This is a genomic window from Pseudomonas sp. SAR267, from assembly GCF_052077595.1.
Classification (GTDB): Bacteria; Pseudomonadota; Gammaproteobacteria; order Pseudomonadales; family Pseudomonadaceae; genus Aquipseudomonas; species Aquipseudomonas vlassakiae.
The window spans coordinates 599,560-615,886 of record NZ_JBQIHU010000001.1 but is presented as its reverse complement, the minus strand read 5'-3'; the positions used below and the strand labels follow the sequence as shown (position 1 = coordinate 615,886).

General features: G+C 63.1%; 11 protein-coding genes and 4 pseudogenes. 4 read left to right on the top strand and 11 right to left on the bottom strand.

Annotated features, from left to right (window positions below):
* Positions 1-160: 160 nt before the first annotated feature.
* Positions 161-538, top strand: a complete 378-nt coding sequence (locus tag ACTORR_RS03260) for a DUF4440 domain-containing protein (protein ID WP_313364955.1) — start codon at positions 161-163, stop codon at positions 536-538.
* Positions 539-795: 257 nt separating this feature from the next.
* Here ACTORR_RS03260 and cyoD read toward each other — a convergent pair whose 3' ends face one another.
* The 9 genes and pseudogenes from cyoD to ACTORR_RS03215 form a co-directional block, all read right to left on the bottom strand.
* The gene (gene cyoD / locus ACTORR_RS03255; RefSeq protein WP_054883828.1) at positions 796-1,134 is read right to left on the bottom strand and encodes a cytochrome o ubiquinol oxidase subunit IV; all 339 of its coding nucleotides are present in this window, start codon (positions 1,132-1,134) and stop codon (positions 796-798) included.
* On the bottom strand, positions 1,131-1,745 hold the full coding sequence (gene cyoC, locus ACTORR_RS03250; RefSeq protein ID WP_054883827.1) for a cytochrome o ubiquinol oxidase subunit III: 615 nt from the start codon (positions 1,743-1,745) through the stop codon (positions 1,131-1,133). Before cyoC ends, cyoD begins: the two co-directional genes overlap by 4 nt.
* 3 nt (positions 1,746-1,748) lie before the next feature.
* Complete coding sequence (gene cyoB / locus ACTORR_RS03245; RefSeq protein ID WP_313364954.1) at positions 1,749-3,722, bottom strand: cytochrome o ubiquinol oxidase subunit I; 1,974 nt, start codon at positions 3,720-3,722, stop codon at positions 1,749-1,751.
* Between the two features lie 5 nt (positions 3,723-3,727).
* The gene (gene cyoA, locus ACTORR_RS03240; protein WP_409521023.1) at positions 3,728-4,645 is read right to left on the bottom strand and encodes a ubiquinol oxidase subunit II; all 918 of its coding nucleotides are present in this window, start codon (positions 4,643-4,645) and stop codon (positions 3,728-3,730) included.
* 234 nt (positions 4,646-4,879) lie between these two features.
* Positions 4,880-6,205: an MFS transporter gene (locus ACTORR_RS03235; protein WP_313364953.1), complete on the bottom strand. Its 1,326-nt coding sequence runs from the start codon at positions 6,203-6,205 to the stop codon at positions 4,880-4,882.
* Positions 6,206-6,367: 162 nt separating this feature from the next.
* Positions 6,368-7,970 (bottom strand): annotated as a pseudogene (locus ACTORR_RS03230) (FAD-dependent oxidoreductase).
* A gap of 33 nt (positions 7,971-8,003) precedes the next feature.
* Positions 8,004-8,258, bottom strand: a pseudogene (locus ACTORR_RS03225) (NIPSNAP family protein); the annotation flags it as partial.
* A 50-nt stretch (positions 8,259-8,308) separates the two neighbouring features.
* Positions 8,309-10,034 (bottom strand): annotated as a pseudogene (locus tag ACTORR_RS03220) (FAD-dependent oxidoreductase).
* 4 nt (positions 10,035-10,038) lie between these two features.
* Complete coding sequence (locus ACTORR_RS03215) at positions 10,039-10,848, bottom strand: shikimate dehydrogenase family protein (protein ID WP_313364949.1); 810 nt, start codon at positions 10,846-10,848, stop codon at positions 10,039-10,041.
* 145 nt (positions 10,849-10,993) lie between these two features.
* Here ACTORR_RS03215 and ACTORR_RS03210 point away from each other — a divergent pair, with 145 nt between their 5' ends.
* Both ACTORR_RS03210 and ACTORR_RS03205 read left to right on the top strand, forming a co-directional pair.
* Positions 10,994-11,764, top strand: coding sequence for an IclR family transcriptional regulator domain-containing protein (locus tag ACTORR_RS03210; RefSeq protein WP_313364948.1), 771 nt, complete (start codon positions 10,994-10,996; stop codon positions 11,762-11,764).
* Between the two features lie 442 nt (positions 11,765-12,206).
* Positions 12,207-12,707, top strand: a complete 501-nt coding sequence (locus tag ACTORR_RS03205; RefSeq protein ID WP_099813510.1) for a glycine zipper domain-containing protein — start codon at positions 12,207-12,209, stop codon at positions 12,705-12,707.
* Positions 12,708-12,731: 24 nt separating this feature from the next.
* Here ACTORR_RS03205 and ACTORR_RS03200 read toward each other — a convergent pair.
* Positions 12,732-12,983 (bottom strand): annotated as a pseudogene (locus ACTORR_RS03200) (CAP domain-containing protein); the annotation flags it as partial.
* Positions 12,984-13,121: 138 nt separating this feature from the next.
* On the opposite strand from ACTORR_RS03200, the gene chrA reads away from it, so the two are divergent.
* Entirely contained in the window at positions 13,122-14,492 is a 1,371-nt protein-coding gene (gene chrA, locus ACTORR_RS03195; protein WP_313364947.1) for a chromate efflux transporter, read from the top strand.
* A gap of 68 nt (positions 14,493-14,560) precedes the next feature.
* Here chrA and ACTORR_RS03190 read toward each other — a convergent pair whose 3' ends face one another.
* Positions 14,561-16,060, bottom strand: coding sequence for a sensor domain-containing diguanylate cyclase (locus ACTORR_RS03190; RefSeq protein WP_313364946.1), 1,500 nt, complete (start codon positions 16,058-16,060; stop codon positions 14,561-14,563).
* Positions 16,061-16,327 lie beyond the last annotated feature (267 nt).

Below are 16,327 nucleotides of genomic sequence, written 5' to 3'. Positions count from 1 at the left end.
CTCATTCCTGTACGTCGGTATTTCAGGGAGCAGCCCACCTGTTTCATGACATATGAGTCATCATGCTCGACGGCCGGGGTACTGCGCAGCTTGAGTTCGACCTGGGTCGGGCTTGTAGGCAATCGGTTGTAATCAGCTATCGAACCAGGACTGAAATGCCATGAATCCATATCTACAAGAAGTCATCGACCTGCACGTGTTGATCGAGGCGCTCTTCGCCAGAGGAGAGGGCCAGGTCGAAGCCATGGTCGAGCGCTTCACGGCGGATTTCTCCATGATCACGCCGACTGGCTTGCAGGTGTGCCTGCAGGATGTCGCCAACCTGTTCGCCACGCGTGCTGGTAGCCAGCCGGGGTTGATCATCGAGCTCTCTGGGTTGGAAACCTTGGCGCAATGGCCGGAGGGTGCAATGGTCCGCTATCAAGAGACCCATCGGCTGCCCGGCCAGGACCCGACGGCACGGCGCTCGACGGCGCTGTTCAGCCTCCAGGTAGACCGCGTTCTGTGGCGCCATCTCCATGAAACCTGGGCAGCCTGATTTGCCGCTTGAGCCTTAGGCAGACACGAATCATCCGTCCGTCGGGGCTTTGCAAACAGGAAAAAACCCTCGACGAAGGCGTCCATCAAAACAGCTGTAGAGTTCGTTCGACTCTCCACGTCAGGTCTTCGGTCCGCCCAGTGCGGGCCATTTTTTATGACGTCAGAGACCCACAGTCTGGCCGCCGCGGCTTCTTCAAGGCCTGGTGCCGTGTCAACCTTTACCGTTCGGCGAACTGGCCACAGGCCGGCCAGGTTTCACAAACCGAGCATGTTGTAGTGCACGTAGTACATGATCCACAGCGACAACCCCACCAGCAGCACGATGATCACTATGGTGAAAACAAGCGCCACCAGGCTCCAGCGCTGCTCGCGTGCGGTGGTCAGGTGCAGAAAGAACACCATGTGCACCAGAATCTGCATCACCGCGCAGGCCAGCACCAGCAGGAACGTGGCGCTGCGCGACAAGCTGGGATACATGGCCAGCCCGAAGGGAACGAGCGTCAGCAATGCGGCCAGCACAAAGCCGACGTTGTAGGACTTGTGGCTGGACTGGCTGGCCCCTGCGCTGCTATGAACCTGGCTTTCGCTGCTCATCGGATCACCCCGAACAAGTAAACGACGGTAAACACGCATACCCACACAATGTCGAGGAAGTGCCAGAACAGGCTCAGGCAGCTCAGCCGTGTGGACATGACGCAGCACAGGCCGCGCTGCTGTACCTGAATCATCAGCACGGCCATCCACACCAGACCTGTCAGCACGTGCAGGCCGTGGGTGCCGACCAGGGTGAAGAAGCCAGTGAGGAACGCGCTGCGCTGTGGCCCGTAGCCCTCGGCGATCAGGTGATGGAACTCGTTCACCTCCATGGCGATGAAGCCCAGGCCAAGCGTGAAGGTCACACCCAGCCACTGCAACACGCGGCGTTTGTCCTTGCGGTGATTGGCGAGCATGGCATAGCCGTAGGTGACGCTGCTGAACAGCAGCAGGCTGGTTTCACCGAGTACGTAGGGCAATTCGAAGATGTCTGCCGCACCCGGGCCGCCTGCCACAGACTGGCCCAGCACGGCGTAGGTGGCGAACAGCGTGGCGAACAGGATGCAGTCGGTCAGCAGGTAGATCCAGAAGCCAAACAGGCTCAGGGAACCCGCATCCTCGTAACCTTGCTCTTGCTGATGGGCGGTTTCGTTCAGGACGATATGCGACATGGATCAGGCCTCCGCCATCAGTTGGCGCCGTTCGGTTTCCACGCGTTCGACTTCCTCGGCTGTCACGTAGTACTCGGTATGCTGGTCGTAGCTGCGCACGATCAATGCCGCCACCGTGGCCAGCAGGCTGGCGATCACCAGCCACCAGATGTGCCAGACCAAGGCGAAGCCCAGCACCGCGCTCAACGCGCCGATCACCACGCCCAGCCTGGTGTTGCAGGGCATGTGAATCTTGCGGAAATCCGCCTCGATCAGCGTCTTTACCCCGCGTTCCTTCATGCCCCAATAGGCATCGATGCCGTGTACTACCGGTTGCTCGGCGAAGTTGTAGAACGGCGGCGGTGACGCAGTGGCCCATTCCAGCGTGCGGCCGTCCCAGGGGTCGCCGGTGTGGTCGCGGTTTTCGTGGCGCTTGCGGATGCTCACAACCAGCTGCGTCAGCTGGCAGGCCACGCCGCAGAGGATGATCAGTACGCCGACCATCTCCAGCAGCAGGAACGGCCGCCACTCCGGCACGTTGAAATGGTTCAGGCGCCGGGTCATGCCCATGAAGCCGAGGAAGTACGACGGCATGAAAGCGAAATAGAACCCCACCAGCCAGCACCAGAACGCAGCGCGCCCCAACGGGTCGTAGAGCTTGAAGCCGAACGCCTTGGGGAACCAGTAGGTCAGCCCGCACATGTAGCCGAATACTGCGCCGCCGATGATCACGTTATGAAAGTGCGCGATCAGGAACAGGCTGTTGTGCAACAGGAAGTCGGCGCCTGGCACAGCCAGCAGCACACCGGTCATGCCACCGATGCTGAAGGTTACGATGAAGCCGACGGTCCACAGCATCGGTGTCTCGAAACGCACTCGCCCGCGGTACATGGTGAACAGCCAGGTGAAGATCTTCACCCCCGTGGGTACAGCGATGATCATCGTCATGATGCCGAAGAATGCGTTCACGTTCGGCCCGGCGCCCATGGTGAAGAAGTGGTGCACCCAGACGATGAACGACAGCACGGTGATGACGATCGTCGCCCATACCAGCGAGTAATAGCCGAACAGCCGCTTGCGCGAGAAGGTCGAGGCGACTTCCGAGAAAATGCCAAACGCCGGCAGAATCAGGATGTACACCTCAGGGTGGCCCCAGGCCCAGATGAGGTTGATGTACATCATCGGGTTGCCACCCAGCTCGTTGGTGAAAAAATGCATCCCCAGGTAGCGATCGAGGCTGAGCATGAACAAGGTGGCGGTCAGGATGGGGAATGCCGCCAGAATCAGGATCGAGGTGCACAGCACCGTCCAGGTGAACACCGGCATGCGGAACAGCGTCATGCCCGTGGTACGCATCTTGAGGATGGTGACCAGGAAATTGAGCCCCGTCAGCAAGGTGCCTATCCCCGATATCTGCAATGACCAGATGTAGTAGTCAACGCCCACTCCGGGGCTGTAGGCGATGCCGGACAAAGGCGGATAGGCGACCCAGCCGGTGCGGGCGAACTCACCAATGCCCAGTGAGAGGTTGACCAGCACCGCGCCGGAAACGAACAGCCAGAAGCTCACCGCGTTCAGGAACGGGTAGGCCACGTCGCGCGCGCCGATCTGCAACGGCACCACAATGTTCATCAGGCCGACCACGAACGGCATGGCCATGAAGAAGATCATGATCACGCCGTGGGCGGTGAAGATCTGGTCATAGTGCTCTGGCGGCAGATAGCCGGGCGAACCGTCCGAGGCCATGGCCTGCTGGGTACGCATCATCAACGCGTCGGCGAAACCGCGCAGCAGCATCACCAGGGCGACGACGATGTACATCACGCCGATGCGCTTGTGGTCGACCGAGGTAAACCACTCCTTCCACAGGTACGTCCATTTGCGCTTGTAGGTGATGGCTGCGACACCGCCGAAGCCGATCAGCCCGACCACCGCAAGGGTATACATGATGATGGGCTCGCCGAGGGGGATGGCATCCCAGGTCAGTTTTCCGAACATGTGCCTCACTCCTTGCTGCCTTGCGGCGATTGACCCTGAGGGGCGCCCAGGCGCTCCTCGACCTCGCGGGACCGGTTGACACCCTGGTACTTGTCGATCAGCGACTGGAACAGCCCGGCATCGACCGCAGCGTAATGCTCTACCGGGTGAGCGACGCTGGGTTTGGCCAGCTGCGCATAGCGGCTCTGATCGAGCTGGCGTTGCGAGCTGCGCACCTTGGCCACCCAGGCATCGAAACCGGCCTGGTCGAGTGCAAGGGCATTGAAGTGCATGTCGGAGAAGCCGGGGCCGTTGTAGTTGGCGGCGATACCGGTGTAGCGCCCCGGCGCGTTGGCAATCAGGTGGAGCTGGGTCTGCATGCCGGCCATCGCGTAGATCTGCCCACCCAGTGCAGGGATGAAGAACGAGGTAATGGCGCCATCGGAGGTCACCCGGAAATCCACTGGTGTGTCCACCGGCATAGCCAGCTCGTTGACCGTGGCGATACCCAGTTCGGGGTAGACGAACAGCCACTTCCAGTCCGTGGCGATGACCTGCACCTTGACCGGCGCCTTGGCGGCATCGAGTGGGCGGTAAGGGTCGAGCGCGTGGGTCGAGCGCCAGGTCACGACCCCGAGCACGATGATGATGATCAGCGGCACGCCCCAGACCACGGCCTCGATTGCGCGCGAGTGGCTCCACTCGGGCGTATAGCGGGCCTTTTCGTTGGAGGCGCGGTAATGCACCGAAAACACCAGCGCCATGACCATGACCGGGACGACCACCACCAGCATCAACAGCGTGGCCAGGATGATCAGGTTGCGTTGTTCCAGCCCGACCTGGCCCTTTGGGTTGAACAACACCATGTCGCAGCCCGAAAGCTGTAGCGCGATGATGCCCAGCATCAACAGCCCGAATAGTCGTGCGGCTTTGGAAGTTCCCATTACCATGCGCCCGGTCCTGGAATTGTTGCTGAATATGTTGTTGTGCTGGTTTAGAAGGAGGACCCGCGCATGAAGGTTGTATGTAAATCATGTAATCACGACGAACGGCGGTCTGACGCCGCTTGCCTGGTTCAGGGCTGGGTACCGGTTCGCCCGGGTTCGATACCTGCGCAAACCGGGCAGGCATGAAAAAGGGGCCTGCCAAGGCCCCTTCGAGGTCAGTGCAACCCGCGCTTATCGGGCTTCGATCTTGCGCGGTGCCATGAAGTACATCCAGGTCAGCGCCAGGAAGTACATGGCCGGGATCATGGTGAACAGCACGGCATAGTTATTGTTCGTCGCCATCAGCACACTGCCGACGATCTGCGTCATGAACATCCCGCCAATCGCTGCGCACATGCTGGCGAAGCCGAACACCGTGCTGATCAGGTGCTTGGGTGTGTAGTCCATCACCAGGCTCCAGATGTTGGCGGTCCAGGCCTGGTGCGCGCCGACTGCCAGGGCGATGGCCAGCACCGCGATCCACAGGCCGCTGGCATGGGCGGCGAAGGTCACGCTGACCATGGTGCAGGCGAAGATCAGCATCGACACCAGGCGTGCCGTGGTGGCGCGCACGCCGCGGCCGATCAGCCACGAGGAAAGGATGCCGCCGCCGATGCTGCCGAAGTCCGCGGTCAGCCAGATCAACATCAGTGGGATGCCCATCTGAGTGACGCTGATGCCCAGGCTGTACTGCTGGTTGAGAAACGGTGGCAGCCAGTACAGGTAGAACCAGAACACCGGCGCGGTGATCGCATAAGCCACGGCGAAGGCCCAGGTGCCACGCATGCCGAGGATACGGCTGAAGGGCAAACGCGCTGCTTGCGGCTCACCGTCTTGCAGGATGTAGTCGAGTTCGCTCTGGCGTACATGCGGGTGCTCTTCCGGGTTGAAGTACTTCAGGCCCCAGAACACCAGCCAGACCAAGCCCAGGCAGCCCATGGCGATGAACGCGGCCTGCCAGCCCCACACGCTGAGGATCAGTGGCAGCAGGGCCGGGGTGACCATGGCGCCGACGTTGGTGCCGGCGTTGAACAGCCCGGTGGCGATGGCGCGTTCGCCGGCAGGGAACCACAGGCGCACGGTCTTCACGCAGGCCGGGTAGTTGGCCGCTTCGGTCAGGCCGAGGATGAAGCGGCAGACCATGAAACCGGCCGCCGAGGTGGCCAGGCCATGGGCCCCGGTGGCCAGGCTCCACAGCAGCACGGCGGCGAAGAAGGCACGCTTGACGCCGACCTTGTCGATCAGCCGGCCCTGCAGCACGAAGCCGACGGCATAGCCGACCTGGAACCAGAAATTGATGTTGGCATAGTCCATCGCCGTCCAGCTCATGGCCTTGGCCAGTTCCGGCTGCATGATGCCGAGCGCGGCGCGGTCGATGTAGTTCAGGGTGGTAGCGAAGAATACCAGGGCGAGCATGCCCCAACGGGTCTTGCCGACGGCGAAGGCACCACGGATCTTGTCGCCGATGCCGGCGCAGGGCAGTTGTGGGCTGGCGGTTGTGAGCTTGGAGTGATTCATATCCGGGTCATTTCTTGAAATTGTAATGGACGGCTTTTTCTCGAACGTGACCTGGCCCCAGGCAGGGGGTACACGCAAGGCCGGTGCATGGTGAGCAGTGAATCGGCGAGCGTCAATTCAGGGGAGGGGGCTATTGTTCGATAACCGAACAATAGCGCCTGTTCACGGGCAGCTCAGCGCCTTGCCCGCCAAGTAGCCGAAGGTCATGCCCGGCCCCAAGGTGATACCGCCACTAGGATAATGCCCGGCCATCACGCTGTGCATGTCGTTGCCGACCGCGAACAGGCCGGGTATCGGCTGTTGCGTATGATCGAGCACGCGTGCCGAGGCATCGGTGCACAGGCCGACAAAGGTGCCGAGGCTGCCAGGCAGCAGTTTCACCGCATGAAAAGGCCCGTACAGCAAGGGGCGCAGCGAAGGGTTTGGCCCATGCAGCGGTTCGCCCTGGGCTTTGTTGTAGGCCGAGGCGCCGCGCTGGAAGGCCGGGTCTTCGCCGAGCGCGGCGTGCCGATTGAAGTCGGCCACGGTGCGCTGCAGTTGCCTGGCATCGATGCCGCAGCGCTGCGCCAGTTCTGCCAGGGACTGGCCGCTGAACAGGTAGCCGCGGCGCCGATAGAAGCCGGTCGGGAAAGGGAACGGCTTGGCCCAGCCGATACCGTAGCGTCGCTGTGCGGCATGGTCGCAGATCAGCCAGGCTTCGTGCGCTTCGCCCGGTGGCGTGGCGGCGAACAGTGCAGTCATGAAATCGTGGTAGCAGTCCGCTTCGTTGACGAAACGTCGGCCGTCGCGGCGCACGGCGATGAAGCCAGGCTTGGCGCGGTCGATCAGGTGCGGAAAGTGGCCAACGCTGCCGTCACGGCGCGGCACCCGGGAAACCGGTGCCCAGGCGCCTGCCTGCACCAGCGTGCCGAGCTGGGCCCCGGCCTGTTCGCCGAGGTTCAGGCCATCGCCGCTGTTCTCTGGCGGCGCCGCCGAGTGGTGCTGTGTGCCATCGGGGGCGTGGGGCATCAGCTGGGCGATGCGTTGGCGATCATGGGCAAATCCGCCACAGGCCAGGACCACGCCACGGCGTGCCCGGACCACCCGGCCATCGGCGAACTGCGCGCCGTCGATGCGCCCATCGCCGAGCAAGCGGACGGCCGCTTTGTCGGTGAGCACAGTCACGCCAATGCAGCAGCAGGTCGCGGCCATGGCGCAACAGGCGCTTGGCAACGTGCCAGGCCGCTTGCGGCGAGCGGCGGGCATTGAAGAAGGCTGCCAGGTCGGCACCTCCGGCAATGCCCATGCCCGCCAGGCTGACGATGTCCAGCGGCGGGCGCAGCATGTGCAGCCATGGGCCAAGTAACCGACCGTCGAACGGCAACGCGCACAGCGAGCGCCCGCCGCTCGCGCTGCCATCGCCTGCATGCATGTCGGGCATCTTGCTGCCGGACTGGAACTGTACGGCAGTGTGCTGCTGGAAGAACGCCACCATTTCCGGGCCATGGCGCAGGAAGGCTTGCTGGCGAGGGTCCAGTTCGGTGACGTGGGTCTGGGCACGCAGGTAGCGTTCCGGGGCGTCGTCGCCTTCGACGATACCTTCGGCAACCGCCAGCGGGTTGCGTGGAATCCACAGCCAGCCCCCCGACCAGGCGCTGGTGCCGCCAAGCTGGCTGGCCTTTTCCGCGACAATCACCCGCAGGCCGTGATGCGCGGCGGTAACGGCGGCCGCCAGGCCAGAGGCACCGGAGCCGATCACTAGTACGTCACATTCGAGGGGTTGCATGCTGGGGGGCCGCTCAGGTTATGAAGGGGTCAGTCATTGCAGCGGTGAAAAGCCGGTAGGGCGCAGTAGTCGCGAGTGCAGTTGCAGCACCGCGCCCAGCTCCCGATTGCGCCGCGAGAACTCTGCCCAGCGCGGGTCGGCGGCCATGGCGGCACGGCGCGCCATGCGCTCGTCGAGGCTGGCATAGGCCCACAGGTGCACCACATGGTTGACCTCGCCGAACTCGCTGGTGAAGAAGCCCACCAGGTTGCCCAGGTGCTCGCGCTGCACCGCCAGCGCATGGCTCTGGTACAGCGCCAGCCAGTCGGCCATCTTCAGCGGGTCGAGGGTGTAGGTTCTCAGTTCGTAGAACATGCGGGTTTCTCCTGGTGGCTGGCTGGCGCCTGCAGGCGCTCGACGATATGGCTGGCAGCGATCCAGCCGAAGGTCAGGGCGGGGCCCAGGGTGATCCCTGGGCCGGGGTAGGTGCCGTTCATCATTGAATTCATGTCGTTGCCCACTGCATACAGCCCGGCAATCGGTGCGCCGCTGCGTTTCAGTACGTTGGCATTGGCGTCGGTCACCAGGCCGCGCGCCGAGCCGAGGTCGCCGGTATGGAGGCGAATGGCGTAGTACGGCGCCTTGGTCAGCGGAGCCAGGCACGGGTTGGGCTGGTGCCGAGGGTCGCCCATATAGCGGTTGTAGCTGTTGCCGCCTTTGCCGAATGCACGGTCGATGCCGTTGCGGGCGTCGATTGAAACGCTCAAGCGTCTGCTGCAACGCTTGCGTATCGACGCTGATGGCCGCAGCCAGGGCGGGCACGCTGTCGGCGCGCAGCAGGTAGCCGGCGGCAATCAGTGCCGAATTGTCCACCGGCTTAGGCCGCGCCAGGCCCAGGCCGTAACGGTTCATCGCCTCGGCGTCGCAGATCAGCCAGCAATGGCCGATGCCGTTGGCGAACATGCTCTGCACGAAGTGGTGATAGGAGTTGGCTTCGTTGACGAAGCGCCGCCCGACCGGGTCGACCGCGATCACCCCAGGCTTGGCACGGTCGGTGACCAAGTGCGCAAAGCGCTCGCGTTGGCCATTGGCATGCTGCAGCTCGGACACCGGCGCCCAGAAGAAATTGGCCGCCAGGCCTGCGCCCTGGGCTGCCGATACCGCCTCGCCAAGGCGTAGCGCGGCGCCGTCGTTGGTGGGCGGCGACATGCTCAGGTGTGGCGCTGAGGTATCCGGGCGGTCAGCTGCCGCCAGCTGCCCGGCAGCAAAGCCCCCCATGGCACAGACCACCCCACCGCGGGCCTGCACCCGTATCCGTCGGCCCTCGCGCTGCACGATCACGCCGGTTACCACGCCGCGTTCGACGATCAGCGCTTGTGCTTCGCTGCGCAGCCAAAGTGTTGTGCCGTCGGCGAAGGCACTGTTGGCCAGGCGGGCGATCAGGGCGTTGCCGGTGGTCAGGCGGGTGCCCCGCGGGTGCTTGAGGCGATCCCGTGCGTAGCGTGCCATCAGCTTCAGGCAGTGCCACAGCGAGGCGGGCGAGCGGCGCAGGTTGAGAAAGTGCTGGATGTCGACGCGGTTGACCATCATGCCACCGAACAACAGCATGCCCGGCGGCGGCATTTTCAGGTCCTTGAAACGCGGACCGAGATGGCGCCCGTCGTACTCGACCATTTCCAGGGCGCGGCCGAACTCGGTGGCGCCAGGCGTGTCGGGGTAGTAGTCGGGCGAATGCGGGCGCAGGCTGTAACGCAGTTCGGTGTGCTGCTCCAGCCAGCGCAGGGCTTGCTGGCCGCGGTCAATGAAGACGTCCACCAGTGCCGGGTTGTAACCATCGCCGATGATGGCCTTCAGGTAGGTGCGCAGGGCCTCGGGGGAATCCTTGGCCCCGGCGGCCCGTGCCTGATCGCTGCCGTAGATCCACACCGCACCTCCGGAGATTGCCGAGGTGCCGCCGAAGTGCTCGGCCTTTTCCACCACCAGTACCTTCAGCCCGTGGCGGGCAGCCGTGGCGGCCGTGGCGAATCCTCCGGCACCGCTGCCGAGCACCACCAGGTCGAACACGGCTTGTTTGCTAGCGTTCATGGTTTCAGATCTCCAGCGGGGTGACGCCCATGAAGGCGCCGAGGTGGCCCAGTTGGGCGAAGGCCATCTGCGCGCCGGTCTGGATCGGGCAGCCGCGTTCACGCGCCTTGTGCAGCAGCGGGGTAATTTCTGGTGAAGTGACCACGTCGGCCACCAGCGTGCTGGCTTGCAGGGTCTCCAGCAGTGCCACCGGCAGCGGCAGTTCGCCGCTGTCGCCCATGCCGATGGGGGAGGCGTTGACGACCAGGTCGAAGACCTCCAGCGAGTGGTATTCAGTGGCGACTGCCAGTGCCGGGAAGGCATTGCCGAGCACTTCTCCCAGCGCACCGACGCGTTCCGCGCAGGGGTCGCTGAGGGTGATCTGGCCAAGGCCCGCTTCACCCAGCGCGTAGGCAATGGCACTGCCGACCCCGCCACAGCCCACCACCAGCGCACGCTTGCCGTTGGCCACAAAGCCTTGTTGGCGGGCGGCGCCGAGGAAACCCGCGCCATCGACGTTGTCGCCAACCAGGCGGCCATCACCTTCGCGGCGAATCACGTTGACCGAACCCAGTGCCTGGGCACGTGCGCTGAGCCTGTCCAGTCGCGCGGCCAGGGCTTGCTTGTACGGCACGGTGACCACGCAGCCGCGCAAGTTGCGCCAACTGCGCAAGGTGTCGACAAAGGCGTCCAGCGCAGTTGGCTGCAGGTCGATGGGAAGCATCGCCAGGTCGCGGGCATTGTTGGCGAACCAGGTATTGAAGTTTTCCGGCGACTTCACCTGAGCAATAGGTGAACCGACGATGGCGACCAGTTCGGTCGAACCTCGGATCATGCTGACCTCCGTCATGACTGTTGTTGTGGAGGCAAGCTTGTAGTGAGGCGATTTGATCAACAATGCGCTTATCGGGCATTTGATGCGATAATCGCAGCCATCTTTCGGTAATCGCATTAACAGCCACTTTACCCGAGCCGAACCCATGTCCCGACCCGAGATCCACCCGCGCGACCTGATCGCCGGCCTGCAGAAAGGCCTGGCGCTGATGCAGCTCTTCAATGCCGAGCAGCCACGCCTGAGTGTGCCTCAGGCGGCCAGGCTGTCCGGCTTGACTCCCAGTGCCGCCCGGCGCTTTCTGCTGACGTTGGTCCACGAAGGCTTTGCCGAGACCGACAACCGCCATTACTGGCTTACGCCCAAGGCCCTGCGCCTCGGCCAGGCCTATGTCGACTCGGCGCAGTTGCCACGCATGTTGCGGCCGATCGTCGAGCAGGTGGCGCGGCAGACCCAGGAACATGTGTCGGTGGGTAGCCGTGATGGCGACGAGATCATCCACCTGGTGCGCAGCCGCTACAGCCACATCGCTTCGTTGTCGATCCGCCCCGGGTCGCGGGTGCCGATGTATTGCACGGCAAGTGGCAGGGTCTGGCTGGCGTGGCTGGAGGAGCAGCAACGCGAGGAATACTTCGCGCGTAACCCGCTGCAGGCGCTGACGCCTTATACCCAGACCGACAGGGCGTTGCTGGAGGCGGAGTTGCAGCGGGTGAGGGCGCAGGGCTACAGCATCGTCGATCAGGAATATGAAATCGGCATGCGTGTGCTGGGGGTGCCGTTGCTCGACCGCAGCGGCCAATTGAAGGCGACCTTGACGATCACCACCCATGCGTCGCGGTTGAGCATTGACGAGATGCGCCTGCGTTACCTGGCGACGCTGTATGAGGCGCAGGGGTTGCTCAAACCGGTGCTGGATTGAGCTGTAACAGGCTGTCCTGGGTTGCTGTGGGGCAAGCCCGCGAAGCAAGCGACGCGGTGTATGGCACGGGCTTCGCCCGTGTTCGCGGGCGCGCCCGCTCCCACAGAGCCCGCGCCTGCAGTGAGGGAAGTTTGACTTTCAGTGTGCTTGAAGTTGCAGACCTGGAGCTTGGCCGGCCATGCAGCCTATATCCTTGGATGTGCCGAAAGCGCAGGGGATGCAAGCCGTGCGCTTTATCGACGCGCAGTAGCTGCGTCAGGCGCTGGCGGGCTTTGAGCTGCTGAGTGCCAAGTAGCCAAAGACTGTCAAAAAGCCGCAAAGTTTCACTGGAAAAACAGTAACTTAGAGAATTTTTGCAACCCGTGTTACTGGTCGGATTTCCATTGAAAGCCTCCTTGCAGAGCCTCAGGATCGCCTCGGCATTCCCTTGAGGCTCTCATCCATGAAGTACTCCTCGATTCTCTTGTTGTCATTTGGCCTGTTGAGCGGCGTCGCTTCTGCAGGCGGCAATACCGAAGCAGGCATAGGCGGCGCGCTGGGCGGGGTACTGGGCTCGGTGGTCGGTCAGTCGATCGGCGGCAGCACCGGCTCGGCAATCGGCGCAGGCTTGGGTGGCGCGGCCGGCGGTGCGGTGGGGGCCAACAAGCACAGCCGTGGCGAAGCGGCCATTGGCGGCGCACTGGGCGCTGCCGGCGGCAACGTGCTTGGCCGGCAGATGGGCGGCACTACGGGCAGCATGATCGGTGCAGCAGCCGGTGGCGGCGTCGGCGGTGCCCTGGGTAACCACATGGGCCGCGAATACGATGATGAAAGTGGTCATCGCGGCGGTGGTCGCGACTATGACGATGATGACGACGACCGTGGCTGGCGCCGTCACCACCACGACCGTGGTAATCACTATGGCTGGCGCAAACATCACCGCGACTGGCGCGACGACGACTGATCGGCGCCGAGGTTGGCGCGCCGTTCAAGGCGCGCCGAACAGCATCGTCCAGTACACCCCCTCATCACTGCTCGCATTCGCGACACAGGCCGCGCCAGCCTGGGTGAACATCGGGTTCATCAGGTTGGCACAATGCCCGGGGCTGGCCAGCCAGCCTGCCATCGCCTTGCTCGTGGACCCTTGGCCGGCGACAATATTCTCACCGATCTGACGCCCCCGGTAGCCGGCATCCCACGCCCGGTCTGCGGGCAAATCGCCGTTGGGGTCGCGGTGCGCGCCTGGATACCGGTTCACGAACACTGGAGAAAAATCTGGCGGTAGAAGCAGCATTGACGATGACGATCAATTGACCATGGTCGCCGGGGGGCATCTTCGATGGCCTGCTGACGGCTTTTGCAACTGAGGAATCGCAAGATGGTTGATACGCCCTCAGCAATAAGCGAGCAGCTGCCATCGCAAGCGACTCGGCAGCCGATCGGCCTGTATGAAGCCTTCCTGTTCTGGCTCAAGTTAGGCTTCATCAGCTTTGGCGGGCCTGCGGGGCAGATCTCGATCATGCACCAGGAGTTGGTCGAACGTAGGCGCTGGATCAGCGAGAAGCGCTTTCTGCACGCGCTGAACTACTGCATGTTGTTGCCCGGCCCCGAGGCCCAGCAGCTCGCCACCTATATCGGTTGGCTCATGCACCGCAGCTGGGGCGGGGTGATTGCCGGCGCATTGTTCGTGCTGCCTTCGCTGTTCATCTTGATCGGCCTGTCCTGGGTCTACGTTGCCTTTGGCGAGGTGCCGGTCGTCGCAGGGATCTTCTATGGCATCAAGCCCGCGGTCACCGCGATTGTCGTCCATGCCGCTCACCGGATTGGTTCACGAGCCCTTAAGAATGGCTGGCTGTGGGCAATAGCCGGCGCCTCGTTCGCGGCGATCTTCGCGCTCAACGTGCCGTTCCCGCTGATCGTGCTGGCGGCCGCCATCATCGGCTATGTGGGCGGTCGCGTCGTACCAGGCACATTCGTGATCGGTGGCGGTCATGGTGCGGCAAAATCCAGTTATGGCCCAGCCCTGATCGATGACGACACCCCAACCCCAGAACATGCGCGTTTCAGATGGGGTCACCTGGTACGCCTGCTGCTGGTCGGCGCAGGCCTGTGGGTGCTGCCCATGGGGTTGCTGACGCTGTCGTTTGGCTGGGACGGCACCCTGACGCAGATGGGCTGGTTCTTCACCAAGGCCGCACTGCTGACCTTTGGCGGTGCCTACGCGGTGCTGCCCTATGTTTATCAGGGAGCGGTTGGGCATTACGGCTGGTTGACCCCCACCCAGATGATCGATGGCCTCGCCTTGGGAGAAACGACGCCAGGGCCACTGATCATGGTGGTTGCCTTCGTCGGATTCATAGGCGGGTACGTGCATCCGATGTTCGGTGACCAGCACCCGTTCCTTGCCGGTGCAGTCGCGGCGAGCCTCGTCACCTGGTTCACCTTCCTGCCGTCGTTCATCTTCATCCTTGCCGGAGGCCCGGTGGTGGAATCGACCCACAACGAGATGAAATTCACCGCACCGCTGACCGGCATCACTGCGGCTGTGGTGGGGGTGATCTTCAACCTAGCCTTGTTCTTCGGCTACCACGTGCTTTGGCCGACGGGCTTCAATGGGGCGTTCGACTGGCCGTCCGCAGTGATTGCGCTCAGCGCTGCGATTGCTTTGTTCAGGTTCAAGCGCGGTGTGATTCAGGTGCTGTTCGCCTGTGCACTGGCAGGGCTGGCGGTGCACCTGTTGCGCTCATGAAGGCAGAGGCAACTTGTGCCCAGCAACCTTAGTCCGGATTTTCAATTGCCGGCGGCTGGCTGCCGGTTTCAGCCGATGTGCACACCATTGCGGCCTGCACCTTTGGCCTGGTACAGCGCCTGGTCGGCGCGCACCAGCAGGTCGTGGTAGCAGTGCAGTTCACCACCCTGGGTGCAGGCAATGCCAATGCTAACGGTGACCCGGGCAAAAGGGCTTTGCTGGTGGGCGATAGGCGCTTTGCTCAGGCATTCGAGCATTGCCTGGGCAACAATGGCCGCGCCAGCGCTGTCGGTGCCGGGCAGGATCGCCGCGAGTTCCTCGCCGCCATAACGGGCCAGCAGATCGGGCGGGCGACGCATGCAGGCCGCCAGCCGTTTGGCCACCTGTTGCAGACAGGCATCACCCGCCGGGTGGCCGTAGGTGTCGTTGTAGCGCTTGAAGTGGTCGATATCGATCATCAGCAGGCTCAGCACACCAGCGCTGCGCTGGGCCCTACCTGCCTCCTCGGCCAGGGCCTGGTCGAAACTGCGGCGGTTGGCCAGCCCGGTCAATGGGTCGTGCATGGCCAGGCGTTCAAGCTGCTGGTTACTGTCGAGCAGCTGTTGCTGGGCCACCCGCAGATCATCCTCGGCCAGGTTGCGCCGGCGCATGGCGCGGATCAGCAGCCAGCCGATGGCGCCGGTCAGGCCAAGCAGCGCGCACACCACCAGCACCGACAGTTGTGCCTCCATCCGCCAGGCTGCCAGTGCTTCATGCTGACCCAGGGCGACGGTGGTCACCAGCGGCAGCTGGTCGCTCTTGCGAAACGCATACAGGCGCTCGACACCGTCCAGGCTGGAGGTGAACGAGGCGGTACCGACCGTTTTTTCGACCAGGTACTTGGTGTAGATCGGCGACTGGGAGAAATTGCGCCCCATGTCCTGCTCGCGAAACGGGTAGCGCACCAGCAATGTGCCGTCGGTATAGGTCAGCCCGATGGCGCCATCCCGGCCGACGTCGATCTGACCGAACAGGTGCAGAAAAGTCTCGATCCCCAGGGTGACCGCCACCACGCCGGCGAAATCGCCGTTGGCATCATTGAAGCGACGACTGATTGTAATGACCCACTCCTGGTTGGCGCGGCTGCGGATGGGCGGACCGATGAACGACTCGCGCGAAGGGTCGTCGCGGTGATGGATGAAGTAGGCCCGGTCACTGCTGTTGGCGCCGACCGGGAACGGGCGATTGGACGACATCAGCCAGCGCCCGTCCCGAGCGTAGATGGTGATGCCGCTCAACTGAGGCATCAGCGGTTGTTGCCGGTTGATCAGCTGGCTCAGCCGTTCGATCTGTGCCGGCCCGCTGCCTTCGGTTTCCAGGCGTTCCACCAGGCCGAGCAGGAACATCGAACTTTGCCGCACGATGCCTTCGGAATAGGTGGAAAGCGCCTGGGTGAGGTTCAGGCCATGGGTGTTGATGTCTTCCAGTGCTTGTTCACGAGAAGCCATGACCTTCCATAGCGTCAACGAAGCGAGCGAGCAACCAATGACCGTTAGCAAAAGGACAACGAGGTGAATGTCACGCTTCACGTTAGTACCTGAAAGAAGTCCGGATTTCGACGTTGGCGCTCAATGGCGGAAGGCCATGGCACAAAGCCATTCCTGGCATGGTGCAAGAATACCGTGGAGTCGAAGTGAACCGCAGCAGTTAAACAACGTGTTGGTGCATCTCGTTGGGCTGGCTAAGGCTCGAGCCACTGCCCATAGAGTCTGGGCCATTGCTCCGGTGATACCGCCGCATGTCGAATACGATCTGACGCCTTCTGGCGAGAAAGCGGCGACCGATCGCGATCGCTC